Raw genomic sequence first — 20,492 nt, 5'->3', positions numbered from 1 at the left:
CTACTGATGACCCACTCTACGCAGACGACGACAGGCAGTATCGTCCCCCAGCACGTCGACGCACCGATCGACGACCCGATGTTCCACCTCGACGTGCTGGACGAGCTGAGTTACGACGCCGAGGTCGACGGCGCGGTACCTCTGGCCAGCGATCCCGACAACCGATATCCCTACGTCTACCCGCGCGACGTCGCCTCGATCACGCGCGCCTGGCTGACGGCGCTTCGACACGGCGTCCGGCCGGACGCCTGCCGCGACCGCGTCGTCGACGCGGCCCGTTTCCTGATCGCCGTCGAGGATGACGGCTGGTGGTACCAGCGGTACGGGCTCGACGGCACCGATCAGTCGATCTACCGCCAGGAGGACAACGTCGCCCACGGGATCAGGATCCTCTCTCACGCAGTGCTCGCGCTTGATGCGGCCGACGACCTCGAATCGGCGGACGAGGCGTTCCTGGCGAACGTGGTCGAGTGCATCGACGCTGCGGTGGCGACCGCCCGCTCGGAGCTGTACGACGCTAACGCCCACCTGATCGAGAGCACGACGAGCATCCACGAGGGCGCAATCGAGTCCGGCTACACGCTGTGGGTGAACTGCGCGTTTCTCGCCGCGTTGCAGCAGGCGGCCGACGCGCTCGACCAGATCGAAGTCGCTGGGCAATCCGGGGATGTCGATCCGATAGCCGTCGACGATACCGTCGAGCGGGTCGACGAGCTTTGTTCCCTGCTGGAACCGGGCGTCGAACGGTGCTTCGCGGTCGACGGGACAGTCGTGCCGCGTCGGTACACCCCTGACGGCGAGCGCGACGACCGCCCGGACATTACGCTGCTCGCGCCCGCCTACTTCGGACTCGAGGACGTGTTCGATGAGCACGCAGTGCGCGCCGCCAAGCGAGCGACGGCGAGCCTGGAGGATCCGCGACTGGGCGGGCTCCAGCGGTTCCGCGGCTTCCACCGAGACCACGACGTTCACCAGCACGGCGGCAACGGTCCGTGGATGCAGTACACGGCCTGGCACGCGCAGTTCCGCTACGATCGTGGCGAGTGCGAGCGGGGCGACGAGGTGCTCTCGACGATCACCGGCCACGCCGACGCGACGGGCCACATTCCCGAGCACCTCTCGACGCGCGAGCGCTTCGAGCAGTTCGTCGAACAGGAGTGGGACACTGGCGCGGACTTCGAGAAGGAGTTCGACGACGATGTTCTCCGGGATGTTCCGTTCGACCGCATCGCCGAGGAACTGGGCCACATGCGTACGGCATACGACGAGATGGCAGCCGCTCTTGAGGAGCGAGACGTCATCTCCTTCGCGGCGCCGCTGGCGTGGTGTCACGCGGAGTTCCTGACAGCGCTGCTCAAGCGCGAGCCGTAGTGATGGCGGGTCGCACCTTCGAACACGTCGCGTTCAACACGACCGCCTACTCAATCATTGACATCCTCCCGCGCCTGAAGACGCGGGAATCCAACGACTTCAGTCGTGGGAGGAGGTCAACTGGATAACCTCTAACAGGCAGTACTACTGCGCTGTCCAGCAGTCAGACGATCTCGTCAGTTAATTCGCATCCATTCTTGTCGACGAACGTTGATCTCAGGCGTGTTTTGTGACGTCGCGTAGGTCGAACACGTGTAAGTCATCGCGTTCGGAGACCGCTTCCTGTACGGATTGTGTGACGCCGCTACGCGTGAACAGTGCGTATTCCATATCGGTGTCGCCAGTATCTGGTGTCCAGCGGATTTCCGCAGAATGGTCTTCGAGTGAGGCGAGCGCACTGTAGTCAAGGGGCGCGTTCGTGAACTTACACTCCCCCGCGACCATGGTTCCATCTGTCGTGAATCCGACGACGTCAACCTCATGCTCCCTGTACCACCAGCGGCCGATATCGAGGAACGTCTCCTCGGGAAACAGATTGGGCAGCGCATCCTGACAGATCTTCTCGAATTCTTGGCTCACGAAGTCAGGGAGTTCTGGTTCGATAACCGCCTCGTAGGCGTCTTCACCCAAGCGTTCGTATCGGTCTTCCTTGCCGTAGACGAAGTGGAACCAGAAGCGAAACAGGGGGTCAAGGATTCGATAGCGTCCGCGGCGTGATTTCGCTTTCTCTTCGGTAATTGGAACCTCACGCTCGATGAGTCGTAGCCGTTCCAACTTCTGGGTGTACGTCGAAATCTGCTTCCCATCGATCCCCACTGCCTGTGCAATCTCGTTCGACGTCGTCTTCCCTGCAGCTATCGCAATGAGGATCGCAAAGTACCGATTCGGGTCTGTGAGTTCAGTTCGGAGTACGTACTCTGGTTCATTGTGGAGGTACCCCTTCTGAGAGAGTACTTCCTCAGTGAGAACTGCTCCGAGATCCTGATCAAGATTGACACCGTCGAGATAGTACGGGACACCGCCAAAAATGCCCCACGTGAAGATCCGCTCTTCGGGCGAGTAGTCGCCCGGAAGGAACTCCTGTGCGGCTGAGAAATCGAGTGGCCGGAGGTCAAGTTTCTCTGTAAACCGCCCGTACAGGGGGCTATTTCCAAGAAGAGTCGCTTCTTCCATCATGCTAATCGAGGATCCGACCAGAATGAGCGTGCCGGACGTGTCTTGGAATCGTTGGTCCCACAGCCGCTGAATAACCGAAGGGAGGCTTTCGTCAGCATCGATCAGGTAGGGGAATTCGTCAAGGACCACAATCCCGTCGCGGTCGCCGAGATACCCCAAGAGGGACTCCCAGTTCTGTTTGATCTCCGTAATCCCAGAAAACGTGTCGGCCGCAACATCGACGAACTCGTCAAGTTGTATCTGTGAAGTGGTCTCCGTGGCTTGGTAGATGACGGCGTCGTCCCGTCCGGAAAGCGAGTGCTGGACGAGCTGTGTCTTCCCGAGTCGTCGCCGACCAAAAATAACGACCATCTCGGCGTCGTCGGATTCATAGCACCCACGTAATCGTGAGAGTTCGTTTTCCCGATCCACGAAGCGTTTCATGTGTCTACTCTCTCCCACTAGAGAATAACACTTCCGGATAACCTATTTCAGAATAGGCTAATTCAAAATTGGCTATTTGCTAATCTTCAATCGTAATGTACTCAGAGGGGGTGAGCAACAGTTCTAATTAATCTCGGCGATGAGTGCGCACCCCTCTCGTGGGCGGGTGAAACGCCATGAGCGTCCGCGAACGAGATGCGACCATCCGCTTTCACCTCGGCAGCAAGCCGCCAGTCAGCTCGCTCAATTTGAATCCCCTACCGCTCGAGCGCACGGAGATCGCGATTGGCAGTGCGAAGTGAGTTTGTCGTGGGTTTGTCGTCAATTCCTTCGAAGCGAGCGATGAGTTAGAGTATTTCACCGGCGTTGGTCTCTGCCAACAGCCCTTCGACAGCCCCGTCACGAACGTCTCGAAGATACTCTTCGACGACGCTTCGACCTGGCTCGTCGTAGAGGTATGTGATGTTCGCTTCGGTGTCGCGAACGTCGATATCGGTTGCGACCATCCGCAGGGTCGTCTTCCTAGCAAAGTGCAGCCCTGCACCTCGCAGTGCAGCGATGAGTTTGCCAGCACCATAGCGGTCCATGAAGTATTCTCGCGTTGAACTCAATAATTTGACCGTCGGAGACGAAGGTTCCGCAGCGTTCTCAGGAAGCGTTTTCAGGGCATTGTTCAATGACTGACTCGTTATCGGACCCGTCCGATGTTTCACCAGCCGAGTCGTCGGTTGTTGTCTTCGTTTCGAACAGTCCCTCTTCAACCAGGTTTGTGACTAACCGTGTGTGCCAGTGAATGCGCGTCTCGAGGTCGGGACCACGCGAGAGGGTTTCGATGAGAAACGACTGTGCGTTCAGGTTTCGAGCGGCCTTGTGGACGAGCAACCCGCTCGGTTCGTTTTCCGGCTTGGCAAAGGTATCGGTCTTGAATTCGAGCCCCGGTTCATCGACGTGGTTTCGGTTCACGGTGTCGGCAGCCTGCTCGGCATCAGTAGCGGTCTCGGTACCGTCTGAGTGGAAGATCGCCTGCCCGACGCCGTCGACGGGGCCGCCGGCGTAGATGCCGATTGACTCGTGGAGGTCGATAACCACGTCGGGATCGTAGTCGTCGACGACGTTCCAGAGTTCTCGGGCGAGGTCTGTTGTTGGCTCCTTGTCTTCGGGGAACTGACGATTGAGATCAACGCCATCGTCGTCCGTGCGTGTCTGCCGTTCGACGGCCTCGGCGTTCGCGTCGGGGATCGTTACAAGCGTGCCAGCATCGATTTCCCACTCAGAAATGGCGCTCGCTGCCTCGTACCCTGCAACCTCGTTGCCGTGTATTCCGCCAATGACTAGTACGGTCGGTCCGTCGGCGTTTGCAACCGTCCGATACACCGTCGTTTCGTGATCAGTGCCTTCGAAAATTTGAGATGAGTGTCTCGAGAGATCGCTGCCGGATTCTTCGCTCGAATCAGCGCCAACGACGCTGGCGAGTGCACAACTGGCTGCGGCTGTCAACACTGTTCGTCGAGATGTCTGCAATGATCCCATGTGACCGCTACCTCGAAGTAACAGACCTTATTTATAGTTTTAATATTGTGTTGCACCCTGTTCGGTTGGCGAAAGCAATTGTTCTCTCCCGGGTAATCGAGCGTACGCTCGACAGGTCGGGAGATCCGTAGTCTCGAATCGCCGTTTCGCTGCTTGAAACTGTCTCCGGTACATACGTATAGAGTGAAACTGTCCTGAAATCCTAGCTAACGTGGTTATAAATATACCGTGTGGCTCCAAAAAAAGCGATAGCCAACGAGAACACGGGAGGATAATCACCCTCGCAGATTCGAAACGACCGCAGTAGTGAAACGGAGACGGCGTCGACTCGAGGCGAAGTAGCCGCGGAACAGGACTGGTCGCCGATACCGGATTCCGTGCGGCCAACACCGACTGTAACCATCCGCCGCGATCTCCGCCGAATGCACGCGGTGAAACCGCCGGTACTGCGCTCCGGAGGCTGACGGCGTGGTACTACAGACGGCGCCGGTGATTCGATGGAAATTCGCTCAGACACCACCCAAAACATATGACATTCGAAACAACAACTCGAGAAACGCGATGGACCGTACTCGCCGTAGTGATGATCGTGTCGATGGTCGCTCTGTCGACAGTCGCTGCGGGCGCAGCAACCGCGGCCGCTGCAGACACCGACGACGGTGCTGATACTGACCTCGAGGTGACGGTTGATGCACCGAGTTCGATCGAACCGGCTGAATCGGGCACGTTCGACGTCACCGTGACCACATCCGATGGCGAGCCAGCCATGACTGACGTCGTCTTCGAGATCAGTGGTGAGGGAATCCAAGAGGAAGTGCCTGCCAGCACCGACGACACGGGATCTGTCACTTTCACCGCTGAAGGGATTGTCCTCTCTGAAGGTGACTACGAGTGGACAGTCACCGCCGGTGACGAGGAACGTTCAGGGACACTCACTGTTACCGACACTGCGAACGACACTGCTACCGACGATACTGCTGACAACGACACCGACGCCGCTGACAACGACACTACTACTTCGGAGAACGACACTGCTACTAACGATACTACTGCTTCGGAGAACGACACTGGTACTAACGATACTGCTGACAACGATACCGACGCCGCTGACAACGACACTACTACTTCGGAGAACGACACTGCTACCGACGATACTGCTGACGACGACACCGAAGCTGCTGACAACGATACTGCTAACAACGACAGCGAAACCGAGGATGAATCAGTTCCCGGCTTTGGCATTGGCGGTACGCTCTTCGCCTTGCTTGCAGGAACAGTGCTGTTAGTCCGTCAGCGTAGCTAAGCACACAGCGACCGGGACTTGGCATCTTTTGTCGACGCGTGACTTCTTTACGGCGTGTCTGGTACGTTGATGACCCTCGCGTGGAGCGGTCATTTTCGCTCCACTCGGATCCTCGGTCCAGTTGATTGTCCTTGAGGACGAGGCCACAGTCCTCACAAATCGTTTTACGGTCAGTTGTTCGAACAGTGCCATCACAGTCCGGACAGTCAGTTGCAGTCGTCTGGACGTCTTCGTCGAACGCGGTCGTGTAGATGTCTCTCGTTGCCATCGATAATTCCGAAGGAGCCAACTGAACAGCCCCTTCACCGCTTCTGGGGCGATAAACAATACTAATTGATCACAAACCCAATTAGATAGCAGCGATAGTGGCCTCACGAGAGGTAGCCGATTCGTCATCGATCATAGAATAGTCGTTCAAGGCGGATTCTGTGTCTGCGGTATAGGTGCCAAATGATCGGCAGCTTCAACCCTACAACGGTCCTGCTGAAACAGGCGTATTCAACCGACGTAGTTAACCAACATACGCTAGATAAACCATCCTGTGTTGGTTAACAATAGCTGGTAATTCTGTGAATGCGTTTCTAGTTAGCGATTGAAATTAGTACAGACAAATGACAAGATTCCAATGGAGACAGTCGTGGTGTGGGTTACCCCACAAAATACAACCCAATTCAATGTGGGATAACTCAGATCTCACCAAGAGACACCACTGTTTCCAGTATTTCTGCTGTTAGCGCCTCGAGGAGGTGGCATTACCTTCTCGCTCTAAGTTCGTAGTTACGACCGTTCATCCATCGATGCTCTCGGAGCCCACTCTTGAGCTGTCGACGGGGATCTTTCGCTCGCCGAGCAAGTTCATGCTCTCGAGTTCTTTGCAGCGATTGAGCGTCCCACTCACAGGCATCAGCAGAGAGTGCCAGCCACGCTACTCGAGTGTGGACACGCCCATGTCGACGTCCGACCATCCAGATCGTCGCGACGACGAGTACTCCGATCACCGCCCCTACGAGTGCAAGGAGCCCCAAAACGACGAGCGGAAGGTGAAGCCATCGACGGCTGATACAGCCGTGTAAACCTACAACTCCGTGTTTGGGTCTGTTTGGGTTGAAGGTGTTGGCGGGTGAGTACAACCGTCGCGACGCCGTCGACGGCACCGACATAATGGGGGCCGGCTCACTCTTGAGCGAACTTCTCGAAAAGCTTCCGGTGCTCTTCGATGAACCGCTCCGCGAATTCGCGAGCGTCACGCCTATCCCGATCCTCAGAGATATCCGCTGTCATACTTGCCGATTATTGGTCTATTGTAATGGCCGTTGTGGTGGGTTCGATCTCATTCCGGGCCTGGAGACCAATACAGTCGGCCGCTGGCGCTGACTTTTTTCGTTTTGAGATCGCCGATAAAGATGAGATCCTCCAACTTATTTCGGGCAGTGTTCCGAATACAGTTGAGCGCCTCGGCGATCTCTGGGGCGGTGAACGGTTCACAGGGATCGTCATTCTCCTCAAAGATGGTCAGCTTGTGCACAGCGATAGGAATACACGAATTCACGCCTATAAGATCTGTAGGAGGATTTTAGTAGGAATGAGTTCGTTCAACCTATGATGACAGTCAATCAAGTAGATGCCGACGAATCACTGAGCACAGCGTTTGTCCGAGTACTGGGAGCGATGGCCAATACCTCAACCGAAAAAATGCCACACTGTACGATTCTGTTGATCAGAGGCGTTTGATAGGTTGTTCAGCAACGCAGGGAAGGTCTGGTTCGAGCACGTAGATACCAAAATACTGCTCATGGAAGTGAGAAGATCCACCTTAAAGAGGTGAAAGATGAGTCCTGATCAAGGAGTTTCCGGAGGACCTCATGAGGCAGATTGGAAGTTAAAATTCTCCGTGAGACACTTTGAAGAGTACATCGTCTAGGGATTTTGATCCTGCAAGTGACCTTGATGACTGTGTCCACATTGGTCTTTAGCTAAGCCTCAGCACTCGGTTGAATGGTGGTAGGAGCCGTTCTTGAAGGATCGGTCGTTGTAGAGTGGCGGTGGTGAATAGGCGAGATACTCCCTCAGTTCGCATATTTCGAATTTCTTAAATAATCAGTAAGTGTAGAGTTCTAATATATTGTCTGCCTGAATATATATTCAGAAACGATCTGATTTTCCTGTTTCTCGGATCGAAAGCGGAGCCCGGTTCGACGGGGTGCAGTTCGAAGATGTTTCGGTCTATCGATGAGAAACACGATCGTATTTTTCAGTGAGTTTCGCAGAAGCCGTTCCATCAATACGGCCGTAATCGTCAGATGCGGCCGCATATGGCGAATTTCATTCGTTTCTGGATCACCAACAGTGTACAACCAATAGCGATGAGCATCAAGCGCGACGTGATTCAACTTCTCGTCATTTGCTGGCTGTAGATCGCACTCGTGAGTCCAACCGAGGACTGTCTTATGATCTCGTTTAATGTCTGAATTCTATGTATTCTGGCCAATATCTAAAAGTGGGGAATTAGCAAGATAATATCGAATATCGAGTTCCGTTATCTGAGGTGATGGCCGTCCTCACTCCATGAAATTCGACTCAATCTAATCGATATATTCAATAGGGGGTAAACCATATGACAATAGTCGAAACTACACACAACATTCCATAACAAAATCTAATTAGCATGAAAAATTTATAGGGTACAAAATGCACTTATCAATAATCATTACGTTTATACTGTTTCGAGTGTAGGGATAACGGTATGAGTACACAAAAAACGGTGGGTTCTGTCAAGAGGAGCTTTGAAATAATTTGGACAATTAGGGAATTAGGAGGGGCGCGTATTAACGAAGTAAGTGCATATACCGGAATAACAGAAAGTTCTATTCACAGCCACCTGACAACGCTTGAAGAAGAAGGATATATCCGGAAGGAAGGCCACGAATATGATATCGGCTTTAGATTCCTCCAACTAAGTAGGTATGTGAAGCATCAGAACCCGCTTTATCACCACTCAGTGGACAAATTAAATACAATTGCTAGAGAAACGGGAGAAGTCGCTTCAATAATGGCGGAACAAAACGGAGTCGGATATTATATATTGGGTAGAAAAGATCCGAATTCTGACCGGCCAGGCACGGAGGGAAAAACCTCTATATTACACTGTTGTGCACCTGGGAAAGCCATTCTTGCACACTACTCTAGAGACCGTGTACAGCAGATCATCTCCAAACGAGGACTGACTCCATTAACTGACAGGTCTATTACTGATGAGGCAGAACTGTTCAATGAACTCGAGAAAATTCGAGAACGGGGTGTTGCCTTCAACCGAGGAGAATGCTTAGAAGGTCTCAGAGGGGTCGCAGTGCCAATTAAAGGCAAGTCAGGAAAGGTAGTTGCCGCGCTCAGCGTATACGGCCCATCCCATCAAATGAAGGGTGAATTTCTAGAGAACGACATTCCAGAACTTCTTAAGGTTCATGCAAATGATATTCAACTTGGCGTCATGTATGGGGATGATTGATAATCCTAAAGAAGAGGAATTATTTAATATATGAATATAATTCGCTCGGATTTACCTCGCTCTCGTTCGCTACGTCTTGTTCGTTGAGGAATGGTTGAACAACGAATCATCTCTGTGAAGGGCTGCAGCGAAGACCTCACAATATGATGTAGTAATATCATGATGTAGGCAATGGTGTGGAATATCCAATCATTACATCATACATTTTGTTATACTACTGTTCTATGATGTTATAGAGTGAATTCAATGGCCGCACCTTGACCGAAACCAACGCATTCAGTTGCAATTCCGCGGCTGACGTCTTGGCGGTTCATCTCATGAACGAGCGTCACCGGCAGTCGCGCACCGGAGGCACCTAGCGGATGACCGATCGCAATGGCGCCGCCGTTGACGTTGAGTCGGCTATCCGGGATGCCGAGTTCTCGCTGTGAGTACAGTGTTTGGCTGGCGAATGCTTCGTTAATCTCGACGAGACCGTAGTCGTCGATATTACGGTCAGCACGTTCAAGTAGACCTTCTGTTGCGGGAACTGGGCCAACGCCCATAATAGTCGGATCGACTCCCGCAACGTAACTGGTTCCGACTTCCACGAGGACGTTCAGACCGTTTTGGTCGGCGAACTCACGGCTGGTTAACATAACGCCGGCGGCGCCGTCCGCGATTTGAGACGCGTTGCCGGCTGTGACTGTCCCGTTGTCCTTAAACACGGAGGGAAGCTCGCTGAGCTTCTCGGAGGTGGTACCGGGACGTAATCCCTCATCTTCGTCATGGATGCCATCTTCAGTTTCGATGGGTATAATTTCATCATCGAACCGACCTTCTTCTGTTGCTTCAACCGCTCGCTGCTGGCTGCGTACGGCGTACTCGTCTTGTTCTTCACGGCTGACGTCGTACTTTTCAGCAACTTTCTCGGCGGTCATTCCCATCCGGAGATTTTCCATCCCGTATCGCTTGTCAAGTCCGGGATACATATCCCCGCTGTCGCCGATTTCCATCTTAACGCGACTCATACTCTCGACGCCGCCTGCGACGACTGCCTTGTGGCGTCCCGCAGCGATCGAATCTGCCGCACTGATGATCGCTTGCGCTGATGATGCACACTGCCGGTCGATGGTAGTCGCTGGAACGGACTCGTCGAGGTCGGAGAAGAGTGCAATCTGTCGCGCGATGTTGGTCCGCTGCTCGGAGCGTTGCTGTGCACAGCCCCACATCAGGTCGTCAACATGGTCCCCCTCGACGCCTGTTTCAGCGATCATCTCGTTAACCAACGGGATCGAGAGGTCCTCGCTTCGGACCTCGGCGAGTGCACCGTCTTCCTTACCCTGTGCGGTACGCTTGGCACTAACAATTACAGGAGTAGTATATGACTCTGTCACACCGAGGTCATGTATTCATCTAAGTTTAATGGTTTCGGTGTGGTTTTACGCCGTCAAACAAAAATAAAATAATGCCCCATTCGTGCTGTCACTGTTGAATGATCTCTGATCATGGTCCTATCTTTAACTAAGCTTCATAAAAATTCGCTCATGGTGAATACGCCTCCTGCACCCCGTTCTATATTTGGCCGTTTTATTTACACCCATACGATTGTAATCCTGTGTTTTAGAAGGCAAAATCTGGTGATCTCTAACCTCACAATTGTAGATTCTCTAATGCAGAACCTCGATATCCTGAGATCACTGGCATCGGAAATGAGGCTCACAAACATTTATTATTTTGTATGGCAAACTCCGGCTCGTTGTGTATGAGAAACCATAGCAACGATAAGCAAGACATCGTATGTGCCGTCGACGTCGGTGGGACGTTCACTGATTCCGTTCTCATCGATGAAGACGGACGAGTAACGACAGCAAAAGCGCCCTCGACTAATGATGTCGTTAGTGGGTTCTTCAACAGTTTGGAGACCGCGGCGGCAAAACTCGATCTGGAACTGGAGGATCTATTCGACAAAACCCTCAGATTGGCTCACGGTACTACTGTATCAACGAATATGGTGGTCGAACAAGGTGGTGCCAAAACTGGCTTGATAACAACGCAGGGGCACGAAGACGCAATCAAGATCATGCGCGGCAACGCTAAAGTGATGAACGAACCACCAGAAAACGTATTCCAGCTCACGCAGCTGGAGAAACCTGACCCCATCGTTCCCCAATCTCTCGTTCGAAGAATCCCGGAACGAGTGGATGCTCACGGACAGCAGGTAGTCAACTTAGACGAAGAAACCGCACGAGGGGCAGTCAGGTCCCTCATTGACGAGGGTGCTGAAGCTATTGCAGTCTCACTCCTTTGGTCGTTCAGAAACCCTGAACATGAACAGCGACTAAGAGAGATAATTCACGAGGAGTCATCGGATGTCTACATCTCTTGTTCACACGAGGTATCCCCGACACTTGGTGAATATGAGCGAACCGTCGCTACGTGTATTAATTCCATTGTCGGTCCGGGGACGGAGGAGTATTTGCGCGAGTTAGATAGTGAATTAGGTGATCGATTCGAATTCGACGATCCGTTTCTCCTCATGCAATGCAATGGCGGTACTATACCAGGTCACCAAGCAGCAGACTCACCAATCATGCTCATCGGATCCGGACCTGCCGGTGGTATGCGTGCTAGCGCGCGATTAGTGGAGGAAATTGGGTCTCAGAATGTCATTGCTACGGACATGGGTGGGACGAGCTTCGAGGTGGGACTAATTCAAGATGGCGACCCCCTAGTCCAAGACCAGACAGTGATCGAAAATCATCAATACAACATATCGAAACTTGATATCGAATCAATTGGGGCTGGCGGCGGGAGTATCGCTCATGTAGATGAATATAGTAACAGCCTGAGAATTGGTCCCGAAAGTGCTGGCGCAAACCCCGGTCCTGCATGTTATCGGAACGGTGGCGAACAACCAACGGTAACTGACGCGGATCTCCTCCTGGGATATATTAACCCTGAGGCTACGATCGGCGAACACATTACGCCGAGTACGGAGCTTGCTCACGAGGCAATGGAGAAACTTGCTGAGAAACTTGGCCTCACCATCCATCAGACCGCGCGAGGGATCTATGATGTTGTAAACACAAAAATGGCGAATCTGATGGAGAACAAGATCATCGGTCAGGGTTATGATCCTCGCGACTTCAGTCTGATCTCTTACGGTGGCGCAGGCCCGATTCACGCCGCGTCATATTCCCAGGAATTGGGTGTCGAATCCGTATTAGTTCCCAGTGAGATATCACCCGTCTGGTCAGCGTACGGTATCTCCCAGTCAGATATTCGATATACGCTCGAAGAAGAGATGGTCATGTTAGCGCCGTTCGACCCAGAAGAACTGCAAGCGACGTTCGACCAAATGAGATCGAGTAGTCGCGATCTCGTCGAAGAAAGTGCTGTCGATGAGGAAGCAGTCCAATTCGAGCGTACGGTCAAGATGCGCTACGAGGGACAAGTGCATGAACTCAACGTGACAGTACCTTCCGGCCGTGTTGATGGGGATACTATTAGTACTATCATTGATCGGTTTGAGACGCAGTATGAACAGCGGTATTCGGCTGCTGCGCGCTTACCGGAGGCTCGGCCAGAGATTGTAAGTCTCTCGTTGGAACCAATTGGACGCGTTAACAAGTTCGATCGACAGATTTCCGACATCGTATCGACTGATCCAGATGAGGATGCTAAGCTCCCCTCGCGGACAGTATATTTCTCTGAAAAACAGCCCGAAAGAGAGATATCCGTCTACGATGGTGCGAAGCTTCGCCCTGGAAACACTATGGATGGTCCAGTGATAATCGACCTCGACAATACGTCAACCGTTGCCCATGAAGGACATGAAGTGACCGTGAACAAATACAACGACTTCAAGATCAAACTATAACAATGGCATCAAATCAGTTCGAAAATTGGGATGGAACGGACCTGCCGTATGTCCCATCAAATGTCGAAGTCCCCGACGAAGTAACGCTTGACGAAAAATATGATGAGAATGTCGATCCGGTAACTCACGAGGTCATTAGGCATTCGCTCTGGAATGCGAATGAGGAACACGGTAGTACCATTGAAAACACCGCTGTCTCGCCAATTACACTCGAGACTCGAGACTTTCAGACGGGTATCCTGACGGAAAACGCGGAGTTCGTCTTCTTCGGACCATATCTGCAGTACTTTGCAGGTACAATGGATCTTCTCGCCAACTGGATCTTGGAAAACCGAGGAAAGAGTCCCGGTATCAACGAGGGTGATATCTTCCTCAGTAATGATTGCTGGGTGGGTTCACCTCACCAGCCCGACGTCGCGCTAATCACACCAGTATTCAACGACGGGAAGGTGTTCTGCTGGGTCAGTAATCTCATGCACCAGAACGACGTCGGGGGAACTGTTGCTGGAAGTTTCTGCCCAAATGCAGCCGATACCTATTGGGATCCACCAATGTTCCCACCGATGAAGATCGTCGATGGTGGCGATATTGTTGAAGACAAGGAAGCGGTTTATCGGAGACAGTCGCGGACTCCGAGGCAGCTTTCGATGGATCTCCGTGCCGGTATTGCCGGTATCAACACCGCTCGAGAACGAATCAAAACCCTCATCGATAAATATGGTGTTAGCGCTGTCAAAGGAACGATGCGAGAACTAATCGATAGCGGTGAACGAGCATTTAAAGAAGATATTCTCGCGAAGATTCCTGACGGTGAATGGTCCGAACGCGTCTATCAGGAACGAGCAATAACTGGTGATGACGGTGTCTATCCAGTAGAACTCACTGTACGAAAAGAGGGGGACCAACTCACCTTCAGCAATGAGGGAACACATGAACAGGTCGGCTCCATCAACCAGCCGTTCCCCGGATGGCGCGGTTCCATCATTTCTGTGGCGAACTTGCTAATGCAGCCCGAGCAAATGGGCGCAACAGGCGGAATGATGCGGTCGTTGAACTTCGAACCAGAACCAGGGACGATCACTTGTCCTGAGTTCGGCGCGGCAGTTAGTCCCGCGGGCATTTACGCGAACGAACTCGGGGTCGCAATGGCAAATGCGATTATCTCGAAAATGTTACTGAGTGCGGATGACGAAGAACTGCGTAACAAGGCAGTTTCAACGACTCAGCCGCAATGGCAGCTCACGATCGGCGAAGGTAACAATCAGCGGGGGGACTACTATGTCGCGCCTATGCTTGACGGGATCGTTGCCTCAACGGGTGCGAGATTGAACCAGGATGGTGCCTTTGCTGCGGGTCAGTTCTGGATCCCTGAAGGCGTAGGTCCAAATGTGGAGTATTACGAACGGGAATGGCCGATCCTGTATCTCTACAGGTCAGAGCATCAAGATACTGCTGGGGCCGGCAGACGACGGGGCGGTAATGGGGGGAGACTTGCATTTACTCTTCACCAGGGGTCGATGGATATCGGTGTCTACACAACTGAAGGTGTCCCGAAGGGACCGGGGATTTTTGGCGGCCTTCCCAGCAGTCGTGGCGAGACCCGTGTAATTCATAATTCTGACGTAAACGAGCAGTTCGAAGCGGGGAAAATAGCGAAAGAATTTGACGACCTCAGTGGTGAGGAGGAATTGACCGTTGGGAAAGGCCCAGCGATAAGTCTTGATGATGATTCCGTCACCGAGTGGTGGTGGGGTTCCTGTGCCGGACTCGGAGATCCGATTCTCCGAGATCCTGAACTTGTCGTTGAGGATGTTGTCAATGGCACTATTAGCGAAGATCAGGCTCACGAGACGTACGGAGTGGTCCTCACAAACGATGATGCAGTTGACGAGACCGCGACTGAAACCAGACGCCAAGAAATTAAGCAGGAACGTCTCGAACGGGCACAGACTGCGGACGAACTCGGTATTCCCAAGGAGGTGCGATAATTATGAAGATCGGGAATCAATTTATTGTGGAGGACGATCTCGTCTCCTGTGGTTTCTGTTCGGCAGAGTTGGGAGACGTCTTAGGGAATATTAAGCGAAACTTGGCTATCGAGCAGGTAGGCGTCGAGGAGGCGGGGCCTCACTACGAGGAACCGTCACGCTATATTAATCAGGAGATAGTCTTCCGGAGGTTCTACTGCCCAGGGTGTGCCACGATGCTTACCAACGAAGTAGCACGTCCGGAGGACCCTCTCCACGACGAGGTTACGCTCTTCGAAAGTTGATTGATCGAAGCGAGGTTTAGAGATAAGGGGATCAGCCTCGATCAGTTTCCGTTCTTCTCTATGTCGCAAATCTCACCGAACTAGGTGACAATAGTAACTCTGATGATAAAACGAAGGGAAAGATTTAGTACATACCTCACACATATACGTATCTATGGTTGGAGGAGCTGATATGACAATACAGCCGTTCCTATGGCGTGCCGAACGGCTTTATCCGAGTACAGAAATCGTTTCTCGAACTGTTGAGGACATCGAACGCTACACTTATAGCGAGTATGCGAACCGTGTCCGTCAATTGGCAAATGCACTCGATGACTACGGCATTACAGAGCGAGATAGGATCGGGACGTTTTGTTGGAACGACTACCGGCATTTCGAGACGTACTTCGCCGTCCCGTCAATTGGTGCGCAATTACATACAATAAATCCACAGCTCCCCGACGAGCATATCAAATACATCGTCCAGAACGCTGAGGACCGTTTGCTATTTATCGGTCCTGAATTAGTCGATAGCGTCGAAGAAGTTGCCAAATCTTCGGAATTTAGTTCGGTGGAACAGTATGTCGTGATGTCCTCCGAGTTGCCCGAAACTGAACTTGATGCAGTCCCGTACGAAGAATTCATTGGAGACCAGTCTACTACATACGATTGGCCCGAAGTGGCCCAGGACCAACCGGCGGGAATGTGCTATACCTCTGGGACAACTGGCAAACCTAAGGGTGTTAAATACACCCAGCAGATGATCTGGGCCCATACAATGCAACTCCAAACACCCCAGGGAATTCCAGTAGAAGATGATGATGTCGTTATGCCTGTTGTACCGATGTTCCATGTCAACGCATGGGGGTTGCCGTATGCAGCTACTACGGCTGGAGCGAAACAAGTATTCCCTGGACCTTCTCCTGACCCAGAGGATCTCGCCCACCTCATCGAAAAAGAGGAAGTCACGCTGACTGGTGGTGTCCCGACCGTATGGCTTGGATTGATAGAGTACTGTAAGGAGCATGATGTCGATCTCTCGGCCCTTGAACGTGTTATTGTCGGCGGGTCGGCTGCTCCAGAGTCAATGATCCGCTGGTTCGATGAGCATGACATTCAAGTCATTCATCCGTGGGGTATGACTGAAACGACACCTGTAGCCTCTGTTTCCTACCTCAAGAATGACCTGCAGAACGCGGATGAAGGAACAAAGATGAATAAATACACCAAGCAAGGACTAATATTGCCTGGATTAGAGTTGATTGTTGTAGATGAGAATGGAAATGAGGTTGAGTGGAACGGGGAAGAATTCGGTGAATTGTGGGTCCGTGGGCCGACTGTAACTACAGAGTATTTTGAGCGGCCTGAAGCAAATGAGGAAAGCTTCGAGGATGAGTGGTTGAAAACGGGTGACATCGTCACTGTTGATGAGGACGGGTACATCGAAATTGTGGACCGCGTTAAAGACGTAATCAAGTCTGGTGGGGAGTGGATTTCGAGTGTAGAACTTGAGAACACCATCATGTCGAATGATCACGTTCGAGAGGCGGTAGTTATCGGTGTTCCACATGAGAAGTGGCAAGAACGTCCCGTTGCATTCATCGCGCCCATCAATGGAACGGATCACGAAACAATCGTTGAGGAGATATACGACATGTTGCATCGAGAATATCCAAAATGGTGGGTCCCGGACGAGATTGAATTCACTGATGAGATACCTAAAACAGCCACTGGGAAGTTCTCGAAGAAGGATCTGCGCGAGCAGTATGCGGAAAACGAAAAATAGGCTCCGGATATCATAACACGGACAATAACGACTACCAATAAAACAATGTGCGATACAGATTACGATAACGTGTATATCGAACGGGAAGACTCATTAGCAACAATCTACGTGGATCGTCCTGAGGTGAGGAACTCAGTTAATTTGGATACTATCGTCGAGATCACTAACGCGATTAAAAAAGTAGGTCGAGACGAAAAAACGCGTGTGATTGTTTTAACGGGACACGGTGAACGAGCGTTTATCGGTGGTGGTGACATTAAACAATTTCAGGATAAATCCGGCATCTGGTTTCAGCGAGAATTCCGTCCTGCGACCCATGACTTAGAACGGGCTATAGAAGAGTCAATGCACCCGGTTCTTGCCGCAGTTAACGGTGATGCTCTAGGTGGTGGCACCGAGATAGCCATGATGTGTGACATGATAGTTGCCGCTGCATCTGCGAGGTTCGGTCAACCCGAGATCAGACTAGGAATAATTCCTAATGCTGGTGGTACCCAACGTCTAGCACATCTCGTCGGATCCCTAAAAGCAAAGGAACTGATCCTAACTGGGCGCCACATCTCCGCTGAAGAAGCTGCTGATATCGGTCTTATCAATGAAGTAGTCTCTGATGATGCGTTCGAAGAACGAGTTTGCGAACTTGCGGCAGAACTCGCTGCTGGCCCTGCTCTTGCTCAGTGGTTCGGTAAGCGTGCTGTGAACGCAACCCGTACGAATCTGAATACGGGGTTACAGTTGGAGGCAGCGCTGTCTGGATTGTTATTCAACACTCGCGACAAAGAGGAAGGTATGGGAGCGTTTTTCGAAGACAGGGATCCCAACTTCGAAGGTTACAGTAAAGATGAAGATGGGCGGAACCAGTCATAATATCTCGATGTGTTATAGCCTACTGGAATAATTCTCGCATCGATTGGGGGTGAGGTCGCCCGTTTGCCCTGGTGCCATTGGGAACTGCGAACGCATCGAAAAGCCCGAAAAACTGGAGAGATAACGCCTGAATACCCATTTCCCTAACACCAAAAGGCGCTTCTTTCGAAGGATTCTATTGACGGATATTGTATACGGCCACCGCATTTATGTGACATTTCCCATAATGTCCGAATCATCTAGTGAGGCCAAATATTTAGAAGGCTTAATAATATATGATTATATTCGTTGTAATGTGCGAGACGATAGCTCGGTAGAGAGACCCCACACGTATCGTGTCCCGACGAAAGTACTTGCAGCTTGGTAGCGGAACTGCTGCTGTCGGCGTAGCAGGTTGTCTCGGTGATAGTGGTGATGCCCTCACCTACATCAATCGTGGCGGAGTCGTCCTTGAGGCTGAACAGAAAGTTATGGATCATGGACGCGATCGTGAACAGTATTGTCATCGGTACTGGTGCATCACTGCTGGCTGGTACCATGGGAACCGCAACTGCGTTCGGATTCGTTAGGAGTGATCTCCCGTACAAGGAATTACTTGCGACAGTAATGCTGTTGCCAATCATGATTTGCCCGTCATTGCGGGTCTAGCGCTGCTGCGTTACAGCGTACGCATCGGTATCCCGTCGGGTCACCCGAGAATAATCCTCGTCCACTCGATCTTGGTATTCCCCTTCGTCTTTTTGATCGCCCGCTCGCGGCTGCTTACGTTCGATGATCGACTCGAGCAGGCATCGCGTGTCCTTGGAGCTAACCGACCTGAAACGTTTCTCAACGTCGTTCTACCGATCCTCACATCGTCGATTATCGCCGGGATATTCATCGCATTTATCATCTCATTCGGTGAGTTTACTGCGACTCAGTTCCTGGTCACACCGGATACGACAACCGTTCCGATCATCATCTACAACCAGATTCAAACGGGACTGAGTCCCGAGATCAGCGCTCTTGCAACTGTGTTGGTCGGTCTTATGATCGTCTTTGGTGTCGTCGGCGACTTCGTCACCTGATTGTTCTTCGGTCGGATTTGAGTCGAGTTCGGTTGCGACACCGATTTCGAGGATCGCTTTCGTCTAAAGTTACGCTAATCAACCGGCTAGAACTGCTACGGAGGTGATGGACTCTTTTGCCGATCATTTCCTCATGGTGAATGTGGACAGTGAACTAGACTATGGCTTAGATTCGGTCAGAGGAAGAATCTGGATTACATGCGTACGAGTGTAATATGATGGGGCATTTTCTATCGATCCGCGGTAATCTGATTCACCAATGCAGAATGTGGGACCTGAGTAGTGGGCGGTTTTAAGCCGAGTCGGTCACAATTGAGCGAGGAGAAAACGGTCGCCGTAATGAATTAAGAGTGGATGCTCCGACTCACTCTGAGAAGATATCTTCTGAGTCTCGGAGAACGAAAGTACGTGACTTTCGATAGTTATAAATGACATCCGCAGAGACTCAAAATATGCTCAAAGATAGAGTGTGTATTATCTGTGGTGCCGGTAACGGACTCGGAGAAGAAACGGCGGTAGCAATGGCTGACCACGGTGCAAAAGTGGTAGTAAATGATCTCGGTGTTGATGTCTCTGGCAAGGGATCGGACGAAAAGCCAGCAAATGAGACAGTCCAGCGCATTAGGGACAACGGCGGCGAGGCAATAGCCCATTTTGGGAACGTTTCTGACATAAACTATACCCAGCAACTCATCGAAGACACAGTTACGCGGTACGGGCGTGTGGATAGTATTGCAAACTTTGCGGGAGTACTCCGAGATAGAATGATTTTCAATATGGACGAGGAGGACTTCGATGCGGTCATCGAAGTCCATTTGAAGGGGCATTTTTCCCTGTTACATAGCGCCGCCGTACATTGGCGATCCAAATTCAAGGAGAATAACGGTTTCGACCGCCAGCGGTCGTTTATGTGCGTTTCGAGTGGTGTCACAGCTGGAAATCCTGGTCAAGCGAACTACTCCGCGGCGAAAGCTGGCATCTTAGGATTAATGCGAGCAGCAGCGCTGGAACTACACCAATACGATGTCCGCGTGAACGCGCTGTGGCCTACTGCTATGACACGGATGACTGAGGACTTGTCCTGGATCGACATGAACGAAAAAGAAATGGGGCCACACCATGTCCCCGGCGTCCCGGTGTTCCTCGCAAGTGATAATGCCACGGATGTAACGGGTTGTACCGTCGCCATCGCAGGCGGCCAACTTTCAATCGTCTCCGATCCGGAACGTGAACGTTCACTCTCGAAAGATGTCGTTGCGGAGGGCCGATGGACCGCTCAAGAGGTTCGTGACCGGTGGGAGAATCTCACCGAAGATTTCGAAACTACGCGGATGACTTCCGGTTGGTAAAT

General features: G+C 52.0%; 15 protein-coding genes and 1 pseudogene. 11 read left to right on the top strand and 5 right to left on the bottom strand.

Annotated features, from left to right (window positions below):
- The first annotated feature begins 6 nt into the window (after positions 1-6).
- On the top strand, positions 7-1,371 hold the full coding sequence (locus DWB23_RS15185) for a glucoamylase (protein WP_121743619.1): 1,365 nt from the start codon (positions 7-9) through the stop codon (positions 1,369-1,371).
- 216 nt (positions 1,372-1,587) lie between these two features.
- Here the strand turns inward: DWB23_RS15185 and DWB23_RS15180 are convergent, their stop codons facing one another.
- Positions 1,588-2,970, bottom strand: coding sequence for an ATP-binding protein (locus DWB23_RS15180; protein ID WP_121743618.1), 1,383 nt, complete (start codon positions 2,968-2,970; stop codon positions 1,588-1,590).
- A 176-nt stretch (positions 2,971-3,146) separates the two neighbouring features.
- On the opposite strand from DWB23_RS15180, the gene DWB23_RS23765 reads away from it, so the two are divergent.
- A complete protein-coding gene (locus DWB23_RS23765; RefSeq protein ID WP_275086315.1) occupies positions 3,147-3,272 on the top strand; it encodes a hypothetical protein in 126 nt (41 codons plus the stop codon).
- Between the two features lie 126 nt (positions 3,273-3,398).
- Here DWB23_RS23765 and DWB23_RS23535 read toward each other — a convergent pair.
- Together DWB23_RS23535 and DWB23_RS15170 are read right to left on the bottom strand one after the other, a co-directional pair.
- A pseudogene (locus DWB23_RS23535) lies at positions 3,399-3,566 on the bottom strand (DUF7437 domain-containing protein); the annotation flags it as partial.
- A 52-nt stretch (positions 3,567-3,618) separates the two neighbouring features.
- Positions 3,619-4,344, bottom strand: coding sequence for a M99 family carboxypeptidase catalytic domain-containing protein (locus DWB23_RS15170; protein WP_238717468.1), 726 nt, complete (start codon positions 4,342-4,344; stop codon positions 3,619-3,621).
- 922 nt (positions 4,345-5,266) lie between these two features.
- Here DWB23_RS15170 and DWB23_RS15165 point away from each other — a divergent pair.
- A complete protein-coding gene (locus tag DWB23_RS15165) occupies positions 5,267-5,803 on the top strand; it encodes a PGF-CTERM sorting domain-containing protein (protein WP_238717475.1) in 537 nt (178 codons plus the stop codon).
- Here the strand turns inward: DWB23_RS15165 and DWB23_RS15160 are convergent.
- Entirely contained in the window at positions 5,694-6,071 is a 378-nt protein-coding gene (locus DWB23_RS15160; protein ID WP_121743615.1) for a TFIIB-type zinc ribbon-containing protein, read from the bottom strand. The two genes, DWB23_RS15165 and DWB23_RS15160, sit on opposite strands and share 110 nt — an antisense overlap.
- A gap of 2,475 nt (positions 6,072-8,546) precedes the next feature.
- Between DWB23_RS15160 and DWB23_RS15145 the strand changes: the two genes are divergently transcribed.
- Entirely contained in the window at positions 8,547-9,308 is a 762-nt protein-coding gene (locus DWB23_RS15145; protein ID WP_121743612.1) for an IclR family transcriptional regulator, read from the top strand.
- A gap of 230 nt (positions 9,309-9,538) precedes the next feature.
- Here DWB23_RS15145 and DWB23_RS15140 read toward each other — a convergent pair whose 3' ends face one another.
- Positions 9,539-10,684, bottom strand: coding sequence for a thiolase family protein (locus DWB23_RS15140; protein WP_121743611.1), 1,146 nt, complete (start codon positions 10,682-10,684; stop codon positions 9,539-9,541).
- A 344-nt stretch (positions 10,685-11,028) separates the two neighbouring features.
- Between DWB23_RS15140 and DWB23_RS15135 the strand changes: the two genes are divergently transcribed.
- The 7 genes from DWB23_RS15135 (at position 11,029) to DWB23_RS15105 (ending at position 20,490) form a co-directional block, all read left to right on the top strand.
- Positions 11,029-13,170 (top strand): hydantoinase/oxoprolinase family protein, encoded by a 2,142-nt coding sequence (locus tag DWB23_RS15135; RefSeq protein WP_121743610.1) that lies wholly within the window; start codon positions 11,029-11,031, stop codon positions 13,168-13,170.
- A gap of 2 nt (positions 13,171-13,172) precedes the next feature.
- Positions 13,173-15,158, top strand: a complete 1,986-nt coding sequence (locus DWB23_RS15130; protein ID WP_121743609.1) for a hydantoinase B/oxoprolinase family protein — start codon at positions 13,173-13,175, stop codon at positions 15,156-15,158.
- Between the two features lie 2 nt (positions 15,159-15,160).
- A complete protein-coding gene (locus DWB23_RS15125) occupies positions 15,161-15,442 on the top strand; it encodes an acetone carboxylase subunit gamma (protein WP_121743608.1) in 282 nt (93 codons plus the stop codon).
- Between the two features lie 154 nt (positions 15,443-15,596).
- On the top strand, positions 15,597-17,207 hold the full coding sequence (locus DWB23_RS15120; protein ID WP_121743607.1) for a long-chain fatty acid--CoA ligase: 1,611 nt from the start codon (positions 15,597-15,599) through the stop codon (positions 17,205-17,207).
- Positions 17,208-17,252: 45 nt separating this feature from the next.
- Positions 17,253-18,074, top strand: a complete 822-nt coding sequence (locus DWB23_RS15115) for an enoyl-CoA hydratase/isomerase family protein (protein WP_121743606.1) — start codon at positions 17,253-17,255, stop codon at positions 18,072-18,074.
- A gap of 626 nt (positions 18,075-18,700) precedes the next feature.
- Entirely contained in the window at positions 18,701-19,141 is a 441-nt protein-coding gene (locus tag DWB23_RS15110; RefSeq protein WP_238717467.1) for an ABC transporter permease, read from the top strand.
- A 452-nt stretch (positions 19,142-19,593) separates the two neighbouring features.
- Entirely contained in the window at positions 19,594-20,490 is an 897-nt protein-coding gene (locus DWB23_RS15105; protein ID WP_162989840.1) for an SDR family NAD(P)-dependent oxidoreductase, read from the top strand.
- The last annotated feature ends 2 nt before the right edge of the window (positions 20,491-20,492 follow it).

Origin of the sequence: Natronorubrum halophilum (assembly GCF_003670115.1) — an archaeon.
Lineage (GTDB): Archaea > Halobacteriota > Halobacteria > Halobacteriales > Natrialbaceae > Natronorubrum > Natronorubrum halophilum.
This window is presented reverse-complemented; position numbering and strand designations above follow the sequence as displayed.

What these genes read in the sequence shown, in the direction of transcription:
- DWB23_RS15145 (WP_121743612.1), top strand. Translation starts at nt 8,547, where the DNA reads ATGAGTACACAAAAAACGGTGGGTTCTGTCAAGAGGAGCTTTGAAATA.
- DWB23_RS15125 (WP_121743608.1), top strand. Translation starts at nt 15,161, where the DNA reads ATGAAGATCGGGAATCAATTTATTGTGGAGGACGATCTCGTCTCCTGT.
- DWB23_RS15180 (WP_121743618.1), bottom strand. Translation starts at nt 2,970, where the DNA reads ATGAAACGCTTCGTGGATCGGGAAAACGAACTCTCACGATTACGTGGG.
- DWB23_RS15135 (WP_121743610.1), top strand. Translation starts at nt 11,029, where the DNA reads ATGGCAAACTCCGGCTCGTTGTGTATGAGAAACCATAGCAACGATAAG.
- DWB23_RS15105 (WP_162989840.1), top strand. Translation starts at nt 19,594, where the DNA reads ATGCTCAAAGATAGAGTGTGTATTATCTGTGGTGCCGGTAACGGACTC.
- DWB23_RS15160 (WP_121743615.1), bottom strand. Translation starts at nt 6,071, where the DNA reads ATGGCAACGAGAGACATCTACACGACCGCGTTCGACGAAGACGTCCAG.
- DWB23_RS15120 (WP_121743607.1), top strand. Translation starts at nt 15,597, where the DNA reads ATGGTTGGAGGAGCTGATATGACAATACAGCCGTTCCTATGGCGTGCC.
- DWB23_RS15130 (WP_121743609.1), top strand. Translation starts at nt 13,173, where the DNA reads ATGGCATCAAATCAGTTCGAAAATTGGGATGGAACGGACCTGCCGTAT.
- DWB23_RS15165 (WP_238717475.1), top strand. Translation starts at nt 5,267, where the DNA reads ATGACTGACGTCGTCTTCGAGATCAGTGGTGAGGGAATCCAAGAGGAA.
- DWB23_RS15115 (WP_121743606.1), top strand. Translation starts at nt 17,253, where the DNA reads ATGTGCGATACAGATTACGATAACGTGTATATCGAACGGGAAGACTCA.
- DWB23_RS23765 (WP_275086315.1), top strand. Translation starts at nt 3,147, where the DNA reads ATGAGCGTCCGCGAACGAGATGCGACCATCCGCTTTCACCTCGGCAGC.
- DWB23_RS15185 (WP_121743619.1), top strand. Translation starts at nt 7, where the DNA reads ATGACCCACTCTACGCAGACGACGACAGGCAGTATCGTCCCCCAGCAC.